The sequence below is a fragment of the Buttiauxella sp. A111 genome, from assembly GCF_014189855.1.
Lineage (GTDB): Bacteria > Pseudomonadota > Gammaproteobacteria > Enterobacterales > Enterobacteriaceae > Buttiauxella > Buttiauxella selenatireducens.
Window position 1 is genome coordinate 32742 of the sequence record NZ_BJFN01000009.1, and the last position, 18848, is coordinate 51589.

At 53.6% G+C, this 18848-nt stretch carries 15 protein-coding genes; 1 reads left to right on the plus strand and 14 read right to left on the minus strand.

What is annotated here, in order from left to right; translation table 11 throughout:
* Positions 1 to 139 precede the first annotated feature (139 nt).
* From iolB to BSPA111_RS20615, 10 genes are all read right to left on the minus strand, one after another.
* Positions 140 to 955: a 5-deoxy-glucuronate isomerase gene (gene iolB / locus BSPA111_RS20570; RefSeq protein ID WP_183272995.1), complete on the minus strand. Its 816-nt coding sequence runs from the start codon at positions 953 to 955 to the stop codon at positions 140 to 142.
* A gap of 9 nt (positions 956 to 964) precedes the next feature.
* Positions 965 to 1855, minus strand: a complete 891-nt coding sequence (iolE, locus tag BSPA111_RS20575; protein WP_183272996.1) for a myo-inosose-2 dehydratase — start codon at positions 1853 to 1855, stop codon at positions 965 to 967.
* A 14-nt stretch (positions 1856 to 1869) separates the two neighbouring features.
* A complete protein-coding gene (iolC, locus tag BSPA111_RS20580; RefSeq protein ID WP_183272997.1) occupies positions 1870 to 3774 on the minus strand; it encodes a 5-dehydro-2-deoxygluconokinase in 1905 nt (634 codons plus the stop codon).
* Positions 3775 to 3786: 12 nt separating this feature from the next.
* Positions 3787 to 4920 (minus strand): Gfo/Idh/MocA family protein, encoded by a 1134-nt coding sequence (locus tag BSPA111_RS20585; RefSeq protein WP_183272998.1) that lies wholly within the window; start codon positions 4918 to 4920, stop codon positions 3787 to 3789.
* A gap of 11 nt (positions 4921 to 4931) precedes the next feature.
* Complete coding sequence (locus BSPA111_RS20590) at positions 4932 to 5960, minus strand: ABC transporter permease (RefSeq protein ID WP_183272999.1); 1029 nt, start codon at positions 5958 to 5960, stop codon at positions 4932 to 4934.
* Positions 5961 to 5970: 10 nt separating this feature from the next.
* On the minus strand, positions 5971 to 7518 hold the full coding sequence (locus BSPA111_RS20595) for a sugar ABC transporter ATP-binding protein (RefSeq protein ID WP_183273000.1): 1548 nt from the start codon (positions 7516 to 7518) through the stop codon (positions 5971 to 5973).
* A gap of 52 nt (positions 7519 to 7570) precedes the next feature.
* Positions 7571 to 8500, minus strand: coding sequence for a substrate-binding domain-containing protein (locus BSPA111_RS20600; RefSeq protein ID WP_183273001.1), 930 nt, complete (start codon positions 8498 to 8500; stop codon positions 7571 to 7573).
* Between the two features lie 38 nt (positions 8501 to 8538).
* On the minus strand, positions 8539 to 9525 hold the full coding sequence (gene iolG, locus BSPA111_RS20605) for an inositol 2-dehydrogenase (protein WP_183273002.1): 987 nt from the start codon (positions 9523 to 9525) through the stop codon (positions 8539 to 8541).
* A 277-nt stretch (positions 9526 to 9802) separates the two neighbouring features.
* Positions 9803 to 11728, minus strand: coding sequence for a 3D-(3,5/4)-trihydroxycyclohexane-1,2-dione acylhydrolase (decyclizing) (iolD, locus tag BSPA111_RS20610; RefSeq protein WP_183273003.1), 1926 nt, complete (start codon positions 11726 to 11728; stop codon positions 9803 to 9805).
* An 11-nt stretch (positions 11729 to 11739) separates the two neighbouring features.
* Positions 11740 to 13245: a CoA-acylating methylmalonate-semialdehyde dehydrogenase gene (locus BSPA111_RS20615; RefSeq protein WP_183273004.1), complete on the minus strand. Its 1506-nt coding sequence runs from the start codon at positions 13243 to 13245 to the stop codon at positions 11740 to 11742.
* Positions 13246 to 13520: 275 nt separating this feature from the next.
* Here BSPA111_RS20615 and BSPA111_RS20620 point away from each other — a divergent pair, with 275 nt between their 5' ends.
* The gene (locus tag BSPA111_RS20620; protein WP_183273005.1) at positions 13521 to 14363 is read left to right on the plus strand and encodes a MurR/RpiR family transcriptional regulator; all 843 of its coding nucleotides are present in this window, start codon (positions 13521 to 13523) and stop codon (positions 14361 to 14363) included.
* A gap of 33 nt (positions 14364 to 14396) precedes the next feature.
* On the opposite strand, the gene BSPA111_RS20625 is transcribed toward BSPA111_RS20620, so the two are convergent.
* The 4 genes from BSPA111_RS20625 to BSPA111_RS20640 all read right to left on the minus strand — a co-directional run bounded on the left by BSPA111_RS20625 (position 14397) and on the right by BSPA111_RS20640 (position 18684).
* Positions 14397 to 14753, minus strand: coding sequence for a DUF1937 family protein (locus BSPA111_RS20625; RefSeq protein WP_183273006.1), 357 nt, complete (start codon positions 14751 to 14753; stop codon positions 14397 to 14399).
* 16 nt (positions 14754 to 14769) lie between these two features.
* Positions 14770 to 16281, minus strand: coding sequence for a M81 family metallopeptidase (locus tag BSPA111_RS20630; protein WP_183273007.1), 1512 nt, complete (start codon positions 16279 to 16281; stop codon positions 14770 to 14772).
* On the minus strand, positions 16281 to 17771 hold the full coding sequence (locus tag BSPA111_RS20635) for an FGGY-family carbohydrate kinase (protein WP_183273008.1): 1491 nt from the start codon (positions 17769 to 17771) through the stop codon (positions 16281 to 16283). The genes BSPA111_RS20630 and BSPA111_RS20635 overlap by 1 nt, the downstream gene beginning before the upstream one ends.
* Before the next feature lie 130 nt (positions 17772 to 17901).
* Positions 17902 to 18684, minus strand: coding sequence for a DeoR/GlpR family DNA-binding transcription regulator (locus BSPA111_RS20640; protein WP_183273009.1), 783 nt, complete (start codon positions 18682 to 18684; stop codon positions 17902 to 17904).
* Between the last annotated feature and the right edge of the window lie 164 nt (positions 18685 to 18848).

The window sequence follows — 18848 nt, forward strand, 5'->3', positions numbered from 1 at the left end:
GCGGCAATTTAAAACCGGGCGCCGAGGTTGCCAGGAGGATGGCGTAATCCTCCTGGCACGTTCACCGTGAGCTGTGGTGACAGAGATAACCAGTCGTACGGGTGAACGGAAAACCTGAGAGGCTTACCGATCCCACGGTTTACTCTCGCGGATAATCATGATTAATCCATGCGTGATCCGCTTCCCAAGTAAACATCCATTTGCGTACCGGCCCGGCCATCACGTTGAGGTAGTAACTGTCGTACCCCGCCATCGTTGCCACCGGGTGATACCCTTTTGGCACCATCACCACATCGCGATTGTAGACAGCCATACACTCATCGAGCTTCCGGTCATCGGTATAGACGCGCTGCATGCAGAATCCCTGCACCGGGTTGAGGCGATGATAATAGGTCTCCTCAAGGTAGGTTTCCTGCGGCGGATTGTCGGTGTCGTGTTTATGGCTGGGATACGAACTGGTGCATCCTTCGTTCGTCCAGACTTCCACTACAAGCAGGCTATCGGCTGCCTGATCCTCCGGCAGAATATTGTGTACATAGCGCTGGTTATGCCCCTTACCGCGGGCTTCAGCGTTAATATCCTGCGGTGCGATAAGCCGGGTCGGCCAGGTTCCTTTGCCAGGTGCTGCGCACACCGCCAACTCAATGCGGGTCAGCGCCTGCACATGCACGCTTTCGCCGGGCGTGACGTAGACCGCCCACGGTTTTTTACGCTCAAACGGGCTCATCCTTTCACCGATATCAGCAAAGTTTGCCGTCGATGTACTGATGGAAGCCCGTCCGGCCACTAACACCAGACAGCGCTCTTCGCTCACCGCAGGCAAGTTCAGTTGCTGCCCTTCGGTTAGCTCAAAAACCTCAAAGCCAACATAGCCCCAGCCCGCACGCTCCGGCGTGACACATTGCGTGCGTCCTTGTGCATCCGGCGACTGCCAGCGCGATAATAAACGCGACATATGACCTCCTTAGATAAGCCCGGCGTGACGTGCAAAGCGGCTCAGATTGTTATAACCGAGCGTTGCATACGTCAGTGGATGCGCTATAGCCGGATCCTGCTCGGCTTCCACCACTAACCAGCCCTGATAATGGTGCTCTTTGAGCAGTGACATGATCGGCTCGTAATCGACACAGCCGTCGCCAGGTACGGTGAAGACACCGTTGAGTACGGCATCGAGGAAGCTGGTTTTACGGTTTTTGACCTCCGCTAACACTTCAGCACGCACATCTTTGCAGTGGACGTGATTAATGCGCGAAGCCCAACGCTGCGCAACCCGTAGCGGGTCGGCCCCGGCAAAAGTCAGGTGGCCGGTATCCAGCAACAGTCCCACTTCCTCACCGGTGTGAGTCATCAGATTGTCGACATCCTCAGCGGATTCAATCACCGTGCCCATATGGTGGTGATAGGCAATCTGCACACCCTGCTGCTGGGTGTAGCGCGCGAATGCGGTCAGCTTCTCGCCATATTCCGCCCAACGTTCCTGCGGAAAACGCGGGCGCAGATGTACGGGGGTTTGCTGCTCGCCGTGGATGCAATGGCTGACTTCGGCAAACACCAACACCTTAGCCCCCAGTTCACGCAGTAGCGTCAGATGCGGCTGTACGGCGGCAATCTCCTCCTCCACGCTGCGCTCCAGCAAGCGGCCCGAGTACCAACCAGACACCAGTTGCAGGTTGTGGCTTTGCAGAATCGGCCCCAGCAGGCGCGCTTCACGTGGGAATTTGTTGCCCAATTCAAAACCTGCAAAACCGGCTTGTTTACCTTCGCTCAAACAGGTCTCAAGCGATGTTTCAGCACCCAGTGATGGAAGATCGTCGTTGGTCCATGTCAGTGGGTTAATACCTAATTGCACAGTCATAGTCTTCTCCTGAATTATGCTTGCCCACGCTCGCGCCACCAGGCGATAAGCTGTAGATAGTTGTCCCGAATACGCGCGACGAACTGCGCATCGTTGATGTCATGTTTCAGCCATGCGAGGGAGGCATCGCCAAACAGTGTGCGACCGACGGCGAACCCTTTCACCAGAGGGTGATCGGCTACCGCTTTAAACCCGATGCGAAGCTGTTCCGCTGGCGCATCGAGCCCGAGAATAACGACGCCGCGGCAGTGCGGGTCCCTGCGTTCAATGATTTCACTCAGCGCCGACCAACTGTCAGAGGCAAGCGGCGGCAGTTTCCACCAGTCGGGGTAAATCCCCAGGTTGTAGAAACGGGAGACGGCTCGCAGATAGAGATCGTCGCGAGCAGGCATCCCGGCAGGCAAAATCACCTCCAGCAACAGCTCATGCCCTGACTGGCAACAGGCGTGATAGACCTCAGCTACTTTTTGCTCTTGCTCCAGGCGCAAACCGTGCGCATCTTCCGGATGGAAGAAAACCAGGCATTTCACCACATGTTCCTGCGGCCAGCTGATCAGCTGAGTGCCGATGTTGCCATGCTCCATTTCCAGCGGACGTGAGCCTGGCAGCTCAATGGGCCGCCCAATCCACCAGCCCTCTCCTGTTATCGAATTCAATGCGTCCTGACCGAAGGTGCCGTCGCACAGCAGCCCGGCTTTCCCCTCAAGATTGGCGCGTTCAGCCGCTTCACGGCTGGCTTTCAGGATGAGTGTTTTCAGCGTCGGTATGCGTTTCAGGCTGGCACCACACTGCAGTGCCATCTCTTCAAGTTGGCTGCGATGATCGAAAGCCATCACGCACAGTTCCGGCCACTCGCGGCGGCGGGTGGTTACCCGATGCAGGTGGTTAAGACGCGCGTCGAGATCGGGACGCGGTACCTCGCTTGCGCGCGAGAGATAATCATCGAGTTCGATTTTGCTCGGCATGGCGGGCGCACAACCATGGCGCGATACCACCAGCGCACCGCAGGCATTGGCGTAGCGACAGGCCTGCTCCCAGCCTTCGTCATTAAGATAGCCGCGCAGCAGCCCGGAGATAAAGGCATCCCCGGCTCCCAGCACATTGAGCACGCCCACCCGCACACCTGTGACGGTCAGGCCATCATCAAGCTGTGATGGGATCTCCCCGGTATAGACCGAACAGCCCAGCGCACCGCGCTTGCACACAAGGACGGCCTGGCTGACCTGGCGTACGCGGCCGAGCGCTTGCAAGGTATCGGTGCTGCCACCGGCAATATGAAACTCCTCTTCGGTGCCGACCACGACGTCAAAAAGGTGCAGCACCTCTTGCAGCTCGCGAGTCACCTGGTCTGCGGCAATAAAGCGCGTCTCACCATCTCCCAGCGAAGTCAGCCCCCACAGTACCGGGCGATAATCAATATCCAGTACCGTGCGCACACCGTGGCGACGGGCATACTTCAACGCCGTCAGCACCGCATTGCGGGTTTGCGGGTGTGAAAGATGCGTCCCGGTGATGGCAAGGCTTCGTGAAGAGGCGATGTATGCCTCGTCCACATCGCTTGCGACAATCGCCATATCGGCACAGTTGTCACGGTAGAAAATCAGCGGAAAGGTGTCCTGATCCTTAATTCCGAGCAGCACCAGCGCCGTCAGGCGGTCTTTATCGGTGATCAGATGGCTGGTGTCGCAGCCCACCTGGTTGAGCTCCTCGCGCAGGAAGCGCCCCATGTGCTCGTCGCCGACACGGGCCAGCATGGATGAACGCAATCCCTGGCGCGCCGTACCGTAAGCCACGTTACCCGACGAGCCGCCAAGGTATTTGGCAAAACTCGACACATCCTCAAGTCGCGCACCAATTTGCTGGCTGTAGAGGTCAACGGCGACCCGGCCCATGCATATCACATCAAACTGTTTTTCCACGTTGAACCCTCGTCAGACAATATCAATCACGTTCAGCCAGCGGCCTTCACGGTGAGAAAGAGCGATAGCGTCAAGCACGCGCGACACCTTCCAGCCCTCTTCGAAGTCCGGCCACAGGGGCGCATCGGCGGCGATGCCATCCACCAGGTCGCGAACTTCCACCGTTTTCTGATCGTTAAAGCCAATGCCATGCCCTGCCCCGAGGCAAAACGCGGCGTATTCTGGATGCGCTGGCCCCACCAGCAGCGTGCGAAAACCCTGACGATTCACCGGGTCGTCGTGCAGATACAGCTTGAGTTCTGCCATACGCTCCTGGGTAAAACTGATGGTCCCTTTGGTGCCGGTTATCACGTACGACAGCCCCATTTTGCGTCCACAGGCCACTCGGGAAGTTTCAATCACACCCTGCGCGCCTCCGGCAAAACGCACCATCGCATGCGCCTGGTCTTCATTCTCTACCGCGACCATCCGCAATGTACCGGCGTGCGCCGGGCGTTCAGGGACAACGATTTTTAAATCGCCGCACACCTGTTCAATCTCGCCGACCAGGTAGTGCGCCATATTGACGATATGCGCGGCTAAATCCCCCAGAGCCCCCAGCCCGGCCGTTTCCTTAAAGCAGTGCCAGTGAATCGGGGAAAGAGGGTCGGCCATGTAATCTTCGTTGTGCGTGCCGTAAAAATGGATGACCTCACCGATTTCACCCCGGGCGATAATCTCTTTGGCTAACGTGGCCGTCGGATTTTTCATGTAGTTAAACCCCACCAGCGTTTTCACACCGGCGTGTTTTGCGGCTTCCACCATTTCACGCGCGTCATGGGCATTAAGTGCCAACGGTTTTTCCGAATAGACATGTTTGCCGTGAGCGATGGCCGCCAGCGCCATCTCTTTGTGCAGATGGTTCGGCGAGCAGATATCCACGACATCAATGTTCGGATCCGCCACCAGCTCGCGCCAGTCACCGGTTGAACGGTTAAAACCAAAGGCCTGCGCCCGTTGCTTTGCAAGTTCTGGCGTCACTTCCGCCACCATTTCGCGCACCAGTTTCCCGCGCAGGTTGAATACGGTTGGCGCCTGAGCATAAGCAATGGCATGTGCTCTGCCGATGTACCCGGTACCGATTAGTCCAATGCGTACGTCTTTCATGTTTTGTTCCCTCACAATGCGCCACGGCGGCTCTTGGCATAGGTGTCAAAAGCAACAGCCAGCACGATAATCAGCCCCGTTATAATTTGTTGGTAGTACGCCGACACGTTCATCAGTACCAGGCCGTTAATCAGAACGCCCATGATGATGGAGCCGATAACGGTACCGGCAATCCGGCCATAACCGCCCATTAGCGATGTCCCGCCAATCACCACTGACGCGATCACACGCAGCTCAAACGAGATCCCGGCGACCGCTTCGGCGCTGCCAAGGCGGGCGCTGAGGATAAAGCCCGCAAGCCCGGCAAGGCAGCCAATCAGGACATAGACGCTGACCAACACACGTTTGACGTTCACTCCGGCAAGACGCGCCGCTTCCGGGTTGCCGCCAATGGCGTAGACAAAACGTCCCCAGCGCGTTTTGTGCAGCGCCAGATATCCGCCAATCGCCACCAGTGCGAAGATCCAGATAGGAATCGATATCCCCAACAGTTCACCACGCCCCCACCAGCGGTATCCGGCATCGAAACCGGCAATCGGCGCGCCGTCGTTCACCACTAATGTCAGGCCGCGCCAGATGGTCATCCCACCAAGGGTGACGATAAACGGTGGCAGGCGCAGACGGGTCACGCCAAGACCGTGCAGAAAACCAATCACCGTCCCCATTCCAAGGCAGATACCCAGACCAATCAGCCAGCTCAATCCGCCCCAGGCGTCAGGGTCAACGGTGGTGAAGTTATCCCCTTTAATGACATATGCCGCCGTCATGGCACATACCGCCAGAATGGAGCCGACGGAGAGGTCTATCCCGGCAGTCAGAATGACGAACGTCATCCCCACCGCGATGATCCCGTAGATGGAAACCTCGGTCAGAATGTTGAAAATATTGCGTTCAGACAGGAAGTTGCTGTTCTGTAACTGGAAAAAAATCAGCAGCAGGAACAAGAAAATCAGTACCCCAAAGCGCTCGAAAAAAGCGATCAGGTCAAGACGTCCGGCGCGTTTCACCGGCATCTGGGTTTTGGAATCTATCTGCGTCATGGGAACTCCGTTATGCCGCGTTCAGGGCGTTGTGGTTGATGGCCATCATCATCATGAGACGTTCTTCAGTGGCGTCATCCCCGTGAATTTCGCCAGTCACCCGGCCTTCGCTTAGGGTGATAATCCTGTCGGACACGGCCATCACTTCCGGCAGGTCGGACGAAATCACGATCACCGCCACTCCCTGTTTCGCCATATCAAAGAGCACCTGATGCACTTCTGATTTGGTGCCGACATCAATACCGCGGGTCGGCTCATCAACGATAAGCACACGCGGGTTGAGCGCCATGCAGCGCGCGAGGATCACTTTTTGCTGATTGCCACCCGAGAGCTTGCGCACTTCCTGGTCGCTATTGACCATTTTTATCTGTAACGCCTTACGGTAAGACTCGATGAGGTCATCCTCTTTGCGGCTGTTAACAAAATAGCGCCAGTGTAATAACGAGGAGAGACAGGAGAGCGAGAGGTTGTCGCGAATGGACAGACCGAGAACCGCGCCCTCTTTTTTGCGATCTTCGGGGACCAGCGCGATGCCCATGTCCAGCGCGTGCATCGGATCTCGCGGTTGGTACGGAACACCATCAAGTACAAACGCACCGGAGGTGAAGCCGTCTGCACCAAACAGGCAACGAGCGACTTCGGTACGTCCGGCGCCCACCAGCCCGGCGATACCCAGCACCTCACCCGTATGAACGTGGAAGCTGATATCGTGAAGCGCGATGCCATGCGGATCCATTGGGGGTTTTACGCGGCTCAGGCCTTTTACCGCAAGGCGTACAGGTTTGTCTTGATGATGGGTTTCGCTGGCCGGGCGACGGTTAAATGCCACATCACGCCCGACCATCAGGCGAATCAGTTGTTCTACGGTTGTCTGTGCCACCAACCCCGTGCCCGTGAAACGGCCATCCTGAAATACGGTGAATTTATCGCATAGCTGAAACACTTCGTGCAGACGATGGGTCACATAAATAATGCTGACCCCACGGCCTTTTAGCTCACGCACGACCCGGTGAAGGCTTTCCACTTCGCTATCGCTAAGGGCTGCGGACGGTTCATCCATAATGATAAGTTTTGCATTGAGCGTCAGTGCGCGGGCGATTTCCACCATCTGCTGCTGCGCAACACTTAACCGTGCCACCGGGGTGGTCGGTGCAACGTTCAGTTGCAGGTAATCCAGAATCACCTGTGCTTCCCGGTTAACGGCATTTTCATCGACAATCAGATTACGTTTGCGTGGCTCACGCCCGAGAAACATGTTTTCTGCGATAGTCATATTGGGCAGCAGGTTAAATTCCTGATAGATATTAATAATGCCCTTGTTTTGCCGGTCTATTGGCGAATCCTCCACCGACAGCGTTTCGCCGTTGAACCAGATTTCACCGCTTGTTTGCGGCTGCGCGCCTGCCAGCGCTTTGAGCAGCGTGGATTTTCCCGCGCCGTTCTCGCCCAGCAGGGCATGAATTTCGCCCACGCCTACGTCAAGCTGTGCGCTACTCAGCGCCCAGACGCCAGAAAAGCTTTTCGCCAGATTGCTTACGTTGAGTAAAGGTTGCGGCATTGACCTGCTCCTTCTTCAAGAAGGGCCGCCACAACGGGCGGCCCAGGACAAATCAGTTACCGACCTCATTAATGCGCTCGGCCTGCTCCAGGTTTGCTTTGGTGATAAGTGTTGGCTGGTAGTCCGCGCCGGTGATCTCTTTCTTCTCACGCACGCTGGCAACCAACTGGCTCATCGCCGTCTGTACAGCAAAACCTGGGCGTTGATCCGCAGTCGCCGCCATCCAGCCGTCACGTACACGAGCCAGCGCTTCCGGCACCGCATCAAAACCCGTCACCAGGACTTCGCCCGGTTTCAGCCCCTGCCCCTGTAATGCTTCGATAGCCCCTAACGCCATATCGTCGTTAGCCGAGAGGATCACCTGCGGACGCTTTTGCAACGACGGTAGAACGCTCTCAACGATGCGCATCCCTTCAGAACGCATCCAGTTGCCCGTCTGATCGGCGACAATCTTATATTTCTCGCCACCGGCCTTCAGGCTGTCGCGGATGCCTTTAGTACGTTCAATGTTGGAAGAGGAGCCCGGCTGCCCGGTCAGCAAAATAATGTCCGCACCGTTGGGGAATTTGGTTTTCACAAAGTCACCAATCGCCTGGCCACCTTTGTAGTTGTTAGCACCGAAGTGCGGCACTTTCTTCTGACTGTCGACGGAACGATCGAGGGTAACGACTGGCAGCTTCGCATCCTGAATTTCATCTACCGCGCTGGAGATGGCATTGACATCATTTGGCGAGACGATAAACCCCTGAGCGCCACGGGTGATGGCATTTTCCAGGTCGGCGGCCTGCTTGGGCGAACTGCCCTGCCCGTCCAGCACCTGCAAATTCACACCCATCTCTTTCGCGGCTTTTACCGCTGTACGCTGCATGTGCACTTCAAACGGCATCGCCAGGTTCGGCGTACTGAAAACAATCTGCTCGTTCTCAGCAATGGCCGCCCCAGATGTCACGGCGATGAGGGCAGCTAAGATCAGTTTTTTCATTTTTATGTCTCTCTGTGTAGGGGAAGCTATCAAACTTATTAGAGGGAGACTTCTCGCTTGCTGTGCAGCGACTCCAGCGCTTTATCCGCCAGATAGAGCGCCCGTTCACCATCATCACCACTGCATTGAGGAACGGCATCACCGCGCATAACGGCAACAAAGTGTTCCCATTCCGCGGCGTAGGCAGATTTGTAACGTTGCAGGAAGAAATGTTCTGGCAAAGCACTGGTGCAGCCCTGCTGGCCGTAGTGCTGAACCTGGTTTTCCAGAATATTGCCCGCACACAGCAGCCCTTCAGAACCGTGCAGTTCAAGGCGCTGGTCGTATCCGTAGGCAGAGCGGCGGCTGTTGACGATTGTCGCCATTGCACCAGATGCATATTTAAGGACGATAAATGCAGTATCGATATCGCCCGCCTCACCAATCGCCGGGTCCACCAGATTGCTGCCTTTGGCGTACACCGACACCGGTTCTTCACCCATGATAAAACGCGCCATGTCGAAGTCGTGGATGGTCATATCGCGGAACATACCGCCGGACACACGGACGTACTCAACCGGTGGAGGCGACGGATCGCGGGAGATAATCAGCAGCGATTCAGGTTTACCGATACGCCCAGCCAGGACTTCAGTTTTCATCTTGCGGAACTGCGGGTCGAAGCGGCGGTTAAAGCCGATAAACAACGGTACGTCATACTCTTTAACCACTTTCAGGCAATCACGTACGCGCGCCAAATCCAGGTGGACTGGCTTCTCGCAGAAGATAGCCTTGCCATGACGAGCGGCGAGTTCAATCAAATCGGCGTGAGTATCGGTCGCCGAGGCGATCAGTACAGCGTGTACGTTAGGATCTGTCATCGCCTCGTCGATCGTCTGCAAACGGGCCTGATATTGCGTCGCGAGACGCGCGGCGAATTCCTGGTTTGGGTCAACGACGGACCACAGCGTCGTCTCGCTGTGGGTGGCGATGTTAGCGGCATGTACCTGGCCGATTCGGCCTGCGCCCAGTAAAGCAATGTTAAACATAACGGCTCCCGGTGTTGGTTAATGCGGTGAACTTGCTACCCTTCAAATAAAACATTTATTTCGTTTTTATAAATAGTGGAATACTATTTTTGAGCTGGAGTTAACACTTTTTAGACAATCTAGGTTATTTTTGTTATCAATATCACAACATTAAAGAAGCAATTTGAAGGTGAAAGCGTTCAGAGATGGGGAGGTAACTTACCCCGCCCCTTAACGGAGTGAGGTAAGCTGAAAGGAATGGAGAGAATGAAATGAATATTTCGTTATGGAGAGAAGCTTAATACTGGCGAGCGATCTTCACCTGCGCTCTGGTGTGTTCCGCCGCTTCACAAACTGCGGAAGATGCCGCCACTTGTGCATCACCGGTTCGCCACCAGGCTTCGTAATCATGCGTCATGGTCTTTGGTAGCACTTTGATATCGAGCAGCGTCGGCCCTGGGTGTGCGCGTGATGCTGTTAATGCTGCCAACAGGCTTTGTTCGTCATGTACCCGCCACGCACGACAGCCATAACTCTCTGCATTTAGCGCGAAATCGACCTTCACCAGTGGCCCGTCAAGCTGCCCGGTACGCGAGTTTCGATGACGGTTTTCGGTGCCGAAACTGCCCATGCCGTGCCCCATCTGCAGGTTATTGATGCAGCCGAACCCGGCGTTATCAAACAGCAAGATGGTGATTTTTATCCCCTCCTGCACCGCTGTTTGCAGCTCGGAATGGAGCATCATGTACGAGCCATCGCCCACCATGGCATAGACCGGTTGCTCTGGCATCGCAAGCTTTGCACCAATAGCGGCGGCAATCTCGTAGCCCATGCAGGAATAGCCATATTCCAGATGATAGCTATCGGGGGTTTTGACCTGCCAGATGCGTTGTAAATCGCCCGGAAGCGATCCCGCCGCACCCACCACAATGGCGTTATCTTCGACATGTTGATTGATAAGCCCCAGCACCCGCGTCTGAGTCAGATGGGTGTTGAGCACTTCGCTGTACTCGGTCAGTTTTTCATCAAAATGACCGGCTATTTCCGGCGAGCTATCGGGCTGCCACTCGCGCGCCCACAGGCGGTGACACTCGTCGCGCCAGGCAGATTTGGCTTCAGCCACTTCATTACCCCACTCACTACGATAGTGAGCAAGCGACGCGGTCAGCATCGTTAACCCGATACGGGCATCGGCCACCAGCGCCGTGGCGTCGAGTTTTAAGGCATCAAATTCGGCGACATTCAGTAATAAAAATTCGACATCCGGGTGTGAAAACAGCGCTTTCGAACCCGTGGTGAAATCGGTCAGACGTGTGCCGATACCAATCACCAGATCAGCCTGCGGTGCCAGCTGATTCGCCGCCAACCCACCCGTGACACCAATACCCCCCATATTCAGCGGATGATCGCTTGCCAGCGCACCTTTCCCCGCCTGGGTTTCAGCAAAGGGCAATTGCAACGTTTCAACAAACTCACTCAACGCCTCATGGGCGCCTGAGTAGCGCACCCCGCCACCACACACCACCAGCGGCTTACGCTTACGAGCAATCAATTCCCGTGCCATCTCCAGGCGTCGGGCGTCCGGTGGACGGCGTTCGATGTGGTGAAGCCGGCGGGCAAAGAAGCTTTCCGGGTAATCCCAGGCTTCGCCCTGTACGTCCTGCGGCAGGCAGATAGTCACGGCACCCGTATTTGCCGGGTCGGTGAGCGTGCGCATCGCGCTCAGCATTGCGCTCATCAACTGTTCCGGGCGGTTGATCCTGTCCCAATAGCGGGAAACCGGACGGAAGCAGTCATTGGTGCTAATACTGAGATCGTGATACTGCTCGATTTGCTGTAATACCGGGTCCGGCTGGCGGCTGGCGTAGATGTCGCCTGGCAGCAGCAACAGAGGGATTCGGTTTGCCGTGGCGGTGGCCGCAGCCGTCACCATGTTGGCCGCACCTGGCCCCACAGATGATGTCACGGCGTAAATTCGCAGGCGGCGGTGCTGCTTGGCAAATCCCGTCGCCATGTGCGCCATTCCTTGCTCGTTACAACCCTGCATTACCTTCAGATGACCCGCATCTTGTTCCAGCGCCTGGCCGATGCCGAGCACGTTTCCGTGGCCAAATATGGTCGCCACGCCCTCCACGAAGGGCGTTTCCTGCCCGTCGACACAGACATACTGTTGATTAAGGAATTTGACCAGCGCCTGTGCCATGGTCATGCGTTCGGTTTTCATAACTACTCCTGTCAGCCTAACGTTGGCATGGAGAATGCGGCACCTGTATCTTGTTGCATTTCGGGCCAGCGGGCGGTCACTGTTTTCATCCGGGTGTAGAAACGTACGCCGTCGCTGCCGTGAACGTTGAGCGGACCGAAAATGGAACGCTTCCAGCCACCAAAACTATGGAATGCCATCGGCACCGGGATCGGTACGTTAATGCCTACCATGCCGGCTTGAATCTCTTCGCTAAAGCGACGCGCGCAGCCCCCATCCCGAGTGAAGATAGCGGTGCCATTACCATATTCATGACGGTTAATCAGTTCCACTGCGCGGTGGTAATCTGCAACGCGCACCACAGAAAGCACCGGTCCAAAAATCTCTTCTTTATAGATGGTCATCTCTGGGGTGACGTTATCGAACAGCGTCGGGCCGACGAAGTAGCCCTGTTCGTAATTTTTAACCTGATAACCCCGACCGTCGACGCGAAGTTTCGCCCCCTGAGCCTCACCGCTATCGATGTAACTGAGCACTTTACTGCGATGTACGGCGGAGATAAGCGGCCCCATCTCATTTTCTGGTACCTGGTCAAGACCCGGCCCGACACGTAATTCGGCAATGTGTTTTTCCAGCCGCTCACAAAGGTCGTCGGCCGTTTCATCGCCCACCGCCAGCACGACGGACAGCGCCATACAGCGTTCGCCTGCAGCACCGTACGCCGCGCCCATAATGGCGTTTGCCGCCATGTCCATATCCGCATCCGGCATCAGAATGCAGTGATTTTTTGCGCCACCCAGTGCCTGGCAACGTTTACCGTGCGCCGAAGCGGTCTGATAGATATATTCGGCGATCGGTGTCGAACCGACAAAGCTGACCGCCTGTACCCGTTCGTCAGTCAGCAATACATCTACCACCTCTTTGTCACCCTGCACCACGTTGAAAACACCGTCTGGCAGGCCAGACTCTTTCAGCAGTTTTGCCAGCTCCAGCGCAAGCGAAGGGTCCTTTTCCGACGGTTTGAGCACGAAGGTATTGCCGGTCGCCAGCGCTATCGGGAACATCCACATTGGCACCATCGCCGGAAAGTTAAACGGGGTAATCCCAACACAAACCCCCAGCGGCTGCATTAGCGAGTGGCTGTCGACACCGGTTCCCACATTGGCGGAGTGCTCCCCCTTTTGCAGATGCGGGATCCCGCAGGCAAATTCCACGACTTCAAGGCCACGCGTCACCTCACCCACAGCATCTGAGTACACTTTGCCGTGTTCTTCACTGATAACCCGGGCCAACGCATCCATGTTTTGCTCAAGCAAGGCTTTAAAACGGAACATCACTCGTGAACGTTTTAGAGGCGACTGGCGAGCCCAGCCAGGGAATGCCTGTTCAGCGGCGGTGATCGCTTGCTGCGTTTCCTGCACGGTGCTCATCACCACCTGACGAATTTGCTCGCCCGTGGCTGGGTTGAAAATTGCCTGGATGCGCTGACCTGAACCGGTGGTACATTTGCCGTGAATAAAATTCGCTACCGTCTCCATCCTGAACCTCTCGCTGTTGATGTGTGTTTGTGACCTGAACACTGTATACGAAATAAACATTCCATTTTTAGTCAAAATAAAACATAAATTAATTATTGTGATCAATAGTTGATTTTTATGTTACAGCTATGCGTCAGCGACACAGATGGCGTTATTTATAATTTCAGGCGAACCTTTGCTGAAGTTGTTGTTTCATTTAGGCGCGTTTTGAATCATCAACATTTAAAAAATGCGGTCTAGTGTTTAGAATGAGGGAATGACACCTTGGGGGTAAAATGACGACAGCATCCAGCCTGAATGAGCTACAGCAACAAATCCGCGACCGCTACGATAACCTGAGCAAAAGGTTGCAGCAGGTATCCCATTATGTGCTGGACAACACCAACAGCGTGGCCTTCGATACGGTTGCCGTCATCGCCGAACGTGCAGGGGTTCCTCCGTCGACGCTTATCCGATTTGCCAACGCCTTCGACTTCACCGGTTTTAACGAAATGAAACAGTTGTTCCGTATGAATCTGGTTGAGGAGACGGCAAGTTACAGCGACCGCGCGCGAATGTTTCGTGAAATGGAAAGCGAAGCCATACCGGAAACACCACTGGATATTCTGCAGGAGTTCGCCCGTTCCAACGCCCAGGCGTTGCAGCAACTTGCCGCCCGCGCCGAACCGGAAATGCTTCAACGTGCGGTTGATTTGCTGGCGCAGGCCGACACGATTTACATCGTTGGGTTACGCCGCTCGTTTAGCGTCGCCACCTATTTAACCTACTCGTTAAGCCATCTCGAGTGCCGACCTATTTTGCTTGATGGTATGGGCGGCATGCTGTCTGAGCAGATAAGCCGCATCAAGGCGAAGGATATTGTGGTTTCAATCAGCTTCTCACCCTATGCAGAAGAGACCTTGATGGTGAGTGAAACTGCCGCCAATGCAGGCGCCCGGCAGATTGTCATTACTGACAGCCAGATTAGCCCGCTCGCGACCTTCAGCGATCTGTGCTTTGTGGTGAAGGAAGCGCAGGTGGACGCCTTCCGTTCTCAGTCCGCTACGCTGTGCCTGGTACAGTCACTGGTCGTCGCACTGGCGTATCAGTTGGGGAATGTGAATAATTCGCCGGCATAAATGATGAGGGCGCTTTACGCGCCCCTCTTTGTATCAGTCAAATTCTTTAGCGACATCAGACCATAAACTCACCCGCTGATGACGCCCCTGGTAAAATTCAATTTCTCTTTTGATTCCAGCACTCTTATCCCAGCCTTCAAGGTCCAGAATAATAAGCTCTTCCATAGCATCGAGAAAAACAGCATCAACAGGAGCCCACATTTTACCTACGTTTGATTTTTCAGTTTTTTCCAGAGCCAGGTTTATTGGATGTGACATCGTTACCTGGCTAAAGACGGTATTGCCTGACTCTACAATTTTGGCGGCAACTTTATTGCATGCCAGGAATCGATGGTGGATAACATTTTCGTCGGTATGGCTATATGGGCAGGCAAGAAATATTTTACGCATAATGACCTCATCGTGTTTATTCAGCAATCGGTGCAAATACCACAGACCAATCCAAAATATTCTTATCCGTCCAGGGATAGATATTTTTTGGCAACCGTTCGAAAGGCAAATGCTTCAGATCAGAGCTGGCCGAACCTGGTGTATTTGCTTCACAAATAACTCCCGCTAGTTTTTCGTACGCAACCCGGAACGAGGTTGATGCTTTGACCACAACTAAGTCATATAACGTCGGTTCAATACCGTGCGCGCGATAAAGTTGCGGATCGCCATTACCGGCCATCCACTCACAAACTACGATATCCAGATTACCCACGCTGAGGACTGCCGTGAGCCCGATCCGCTGCGTCATGCCCCTTCCGGCAGGCCCTTCTTGTCTGAAGACGCCATCATGAAGAGATTTTACATAGGCCTGCACCGTGACGGCCTGCGAGCGCTTGTCGCGAGATGCCCCTAAGGTAAACTCAGCTCGAGCACCTACACCTAATTTATGTGCTTTCTGCGCCGCCTTTTCATCATTCACCACCGTCGCGGCACGGAACTCGCAGTCTGACGCAAGAATTTCTGCCGCTACCGCCATATTGTCTCCGGCGGCTCCTGCATTACAGGAATCAGCGGAGTCCACCAGTATCACAGGCTTCATCACATGGGGATCATTGGCACGTTTAATAACCTCAGCGATTGGCATGAGTTGTAAACTAAATTCGTGCCGTTTGGCATACAGTAATTCTGCCAATTGTTGTGCATATTTTGCCGCGTCTTCTTGTGAATACGCTGCGACAACAACTGACGAGTTAGGTGTGGGTATATCCAGCCACGGCTGCATTTGATAGACCGAGAAATCAATAATTTTGCGCTGCTGCTTCAGGTTATTTCCAAAATCAATAATCTCTTTAAACGCACCTTTAAGCGTATTATAAGCCGCGGCAGGAACAATCATCGGCACAGGCACCCAAGCCGTTACCGGTTTAACCGCGCTGGTAATACACTCAAGCCCTAACTTTGCCACGCGATAACCCGTTTCAAAATAATCCACGTGCGGATAGGTAAGATATGCCAGCACGACGTTGGTATTGCGGACTAACGTTTCCGAAATATAAGCATGCAGATCCGTCGCGACGGCAATCACAGCGGAATTGCCGACCAGTTCACGCACTCTCCGGGTTATTTCACCTTCCGGATCATCATATTCAGTGGTAACCAGCGCACCATGATAAGAAATGAAAATACCGTCAAGAGGGAGGTTTGCGGTTATTTGTGGTATCAGTTTCGACATATAATGATCCATCACCGATTGCTCGGCAACCCCACCACTCTGGCACGCCATCACCGTCCCACAGATAACTTCTGGTTTATGCTCCGACTCATCAAGAGCGTGTAAGAACCCGCCTATCGCGCAGGGATATCCGTCAAATTGTGCACGGACATCGGCACCTTCATACTCGCCAGTTTGCATCCAGAATTCTAAAGTAGAGTTTGTAGGGTTAAATGAATTACTTTCCTGGCGGAATTCAGTAATAAGAGTCTTCATTAATATTCACCATTAAGTTCATTATATATTTCTTTCAGAGCCGGATGGAGTTTCATATAAACACGGTAGTTTCTGTCATAAATTTCACGATGAGTTGGATTCGGTGCAAACACTTTGCCAATATTGACCTCGCTGCCCATGGCATCAGCGTTACTAAGCCAGCCTAACCCTTGTGCAGCACAGTAATACGCGCCAAGCGTTCCGCTATATCGCGGGGATTCAGGTACCTGAACACTGATATTCAAAATATCCGCCAGCATCTGCATCCACACATCGCTTACCGCGCCCCCACCCACAACGCGAATATGGCTCAGTTGCATGTTGCTACGCTCTTGTAAGGTGGAAATATTCCGACGATGCGTAAAGCACACACTCTCCATCATGGCCCTGACCATATGGCGGCGGTCATGATTTGTCGTGAGATTAAAGAACGATCCTTTCGCATTTTTAGATAAAGGCGCCAGTTCCCCGGTCAGCCAATGGGTGGCGATAACGCCATCGCTTCCTGGTGAAATCTGGCTGACTTCATTGCCAATAAAGCGATAGATGTCTGGACCCAAAACGCTGCGTTCAGTGCGATAAACCTGATCTATCACCCAGTCTAGCGCCAGGCATCCCGTCTGCAGAGCGTATACCGCACCTTCTTTATCCTGGTTAATAGAGAAATAGAGAGGCGCCTCTAATTCTGAACGATTTGTTATAATGCTCACCAGCCAGGAAGAGGTGCCAAAATAAAGATGTGCATCGCTCAGTTGCGCTTTGCCAGCACCCCAGGTAATGGCGACTAAATCTCCAAACCCACCAATAACCGGCGTACCCGCAGCTATACCGAGTTGCTGCGCTGCCGTTTCGGTCAGATTCCCGACTATTTCGGTTGCGTCTTTGGCTACGGGAAATTTTTCTGTATCCGTTAATAGATCTGCGGCTTTCAATATAGTCTGATAATAATCATTTAATTCTGGATTGGCTGAGCGAATAAAATCATCCGAGGGTTCGGTATAGACCTCACCCGTCGCCCTAAATTTAAAATAGGTATTCAGACCGATAATATGCCGAGCCCGATGCCATAATTCAGGTTCTTGCTCTTTCATCCACATCAAACGCGGCCAATATTCTTGCCCGCTGCCAACAAATTTACCGACGGATTGATTCAAACGTTCTGCTTGCTCGGCCGCGCGTGCATCCATCCAAATAATGCTGTCTCGTAAAACTTTGCCCTGGTCATCAAGCGCAATAATATTTTTCCATGGTGCAACAAATATCACCGCGCTAATTTCATTCGCACTGGCTGCGCTTTGGTTAATAACATCCTGACTTGTTGCACAAATATGGTTCCATATTTCTTCAGGATCTTGTTCGGCCCAACCTGGTTTTGGATGAGAAACGGTATAACTTGTCCCACCTTCAGCCACCACCTTTCCCGATTGATCAATCAATGCGGCTTTCAGGGAAGATGTCCCTATATCAAATGTCATGATGTGCATGGGCATAAGACCTCCGGTATAAGGTGGGTTATGTATTGTTTTGATAATTCTTTTTGTTTATTACTTTTAATAATGACTAAATTGAGGGTGCACGGTACCGCAACTTATTTGCAGGCACAGCCACCACCCTCTCGGCTCAGGATTTTCCGTTAATCGCGTTGGTCGTCAAAACTTCAACACCCGCTTCTTTAAGCGCCGCCAGTAAGTCATCATCCGGCACGGCATCCGTGATGAGCCGATCAACCTGATTGAGTGAACAAACAGAAAACAGTGCTGAGCGCCCCAACTTGCTGTTATCCGCCAGAACGGTGACTTTTTTTGCCATGGAAATCATAGCCTTGGCAATTTCCGTTTCTTCCAGGTCGTAGTCCATTACACCATTGGTATCAAGCGCCCCAATCGTCATAACGACATGAGCGGCCTGGAACTGTTTAATTTGAGCTACGGCTATCGGGCCAATATTTTCAGCCGCATCATCACGATATTGCCCACCAATCAGGAACACACGATGATTGCCACCACTGGAGGCAAGTATCTGGGTAATGGAGACAGAATTAGTAAAAATCGTGAGCTCTTTTGCGCTGACTGCCAGTTCTCGGGCAAAGGCTAATGTCGTGGTTCCGGTATCAATAAATAGTGAGTCGCCTGTCTGAAATAACGTTGCAGCCAGCTGAGAAATAGCTTTCTTTTCATGTGATTGCTCACTCAGTCGGGTACTGAATTTACCTTCATGAAAGTTATCCAGTACCGTTGCCCCACCATGAAATTTGCGCAACTGCCCACTGATGGCCAGATCGGTTAAATCACGGCGGATAGTCTCCCTCGATGCACTGAAATTTTCCGACAAAAAGTCAACCGTCACTTTTCGTTTCTCGTTGACCAGTGTGAGGATCTCTGCACGTCGTTGCTCAGGTCGCATGACCACTTACCTCCCAAAAACCTGTCGCGATATTATTAGCAAGCGTAACAAATAACCCAAGCTACCCCAGCTTCATTTGAAACGTGTTTCAGGCGAAAATCCCGCCTGAACCACTATCATCCGAAGATAATGCATTTATTCTGTGTAATAGTCAGCATCATTAA

What these genes read in the sequence shown, in the direction of transcription:
- iolB (WP_183272995.1), bottom strand. Translation starts at nt 955, where the DNA reads ATGTCGCGTTTATTATCGCGCTGGCAGTCGCCGGATGCACAAGGACGC.
- iolE (WP_183272996.1), bottom strand. Translation starts at nt 1,855, where the DNA reads ATGACTGTGCAATTAGGTATTAACCCACTGACATGGACCAACGACGAT.
- BSPA111_RS20585 (WP_183272998.1), bottom strand. Translation starts at nt 4,920, where the DNA reads ATGAAAGACGTACGCATTGGACTAATCGGTACCGGGTACATCGGCAGA.
- BSPA111_RS20590 (WP_183272999.1), bottom strand. Translation starts at nt 5,960, where the DNA reads ATGACGCAGATAGATTCCAAAACCCAGATGCCGGTGAAACGCGCCGGA.
- BSPA111_RS20595 (WP_183273000.1), bottom strand. Translation starts at nt 7,518, where the DNA reads ATGCCGCAACCTTTACTCAACGTAAGCAATCTGGCGAAAAGCTTTTCT.
- BSPA111_RS20600 (WP_183273001.1), bottom strand. Translation starts at nt 8,500, where the DNA reads ATGAAAAAACTGATCTTAGCTGCCCTCATCGCCGTGACATCTGGGGCG.
- iolG (WP_183273002.1), bottom strand. Translation starts at nt 9,525, where the DNA reads ATGTTTAACATTGCTTTACTGGGCGCAGGCCGAATCGGCCAGGTACAT.
- iolD (WP_183273003.1), bottom strand. Translation starts at nt 11,728, where the DNA reads ATGAAAACCGAACGCATGACCATGGCACAGGCGCTGGTCAAATTCCTT.
- BSPA111_RS20615 (WP_183273004.1), bottom strand. Translation starts at nt 13,245, where the DNA reads ATGGAGACGGTAGCGAATTTTATTCACGGCAAATGTACCACCGGTTCA.
- BSPA111_RS20620 (WP_183273005.1), top strand. Translation starts at nt 13,521, where the DNA reads ATGACGACAGCATCCAGCCTGAATGAGCTACAGCAACAAATCCGCGAC.
- BSPA111_RS20625 (WP_183273006.1), bottom strand. Translation starts at nt 14,753, where the DNA reads ATGCGTAAAATATTTCTTGCCTGCCCATATAGCCATACCGACGAAAAT.
- BSPA111_RS20630 (WP_183273007.1), bottom strand. Translation starts at nt 16,281, where the DNA reads ATGAAGACTCTTATTACTGAATTCCGCCAGGAAAGTAATTCATTTAAC.
- BSPA111_RS20635 (WP_183273008.1), bottom strand. Translation starts at nt 17,771, where the DNA reads ATGCCCATGCACATCATGACATTTGATATAGGGACATCTTCCCTGAAA.
- BSPA111_RS20640 (WP_183273009.1), bottom strand. Translation starts at nt 18,684, where the DNA reads ATGCGACCTGAGCAACGACGTGCAGAGATCCTCACACTGGTCAACGAG.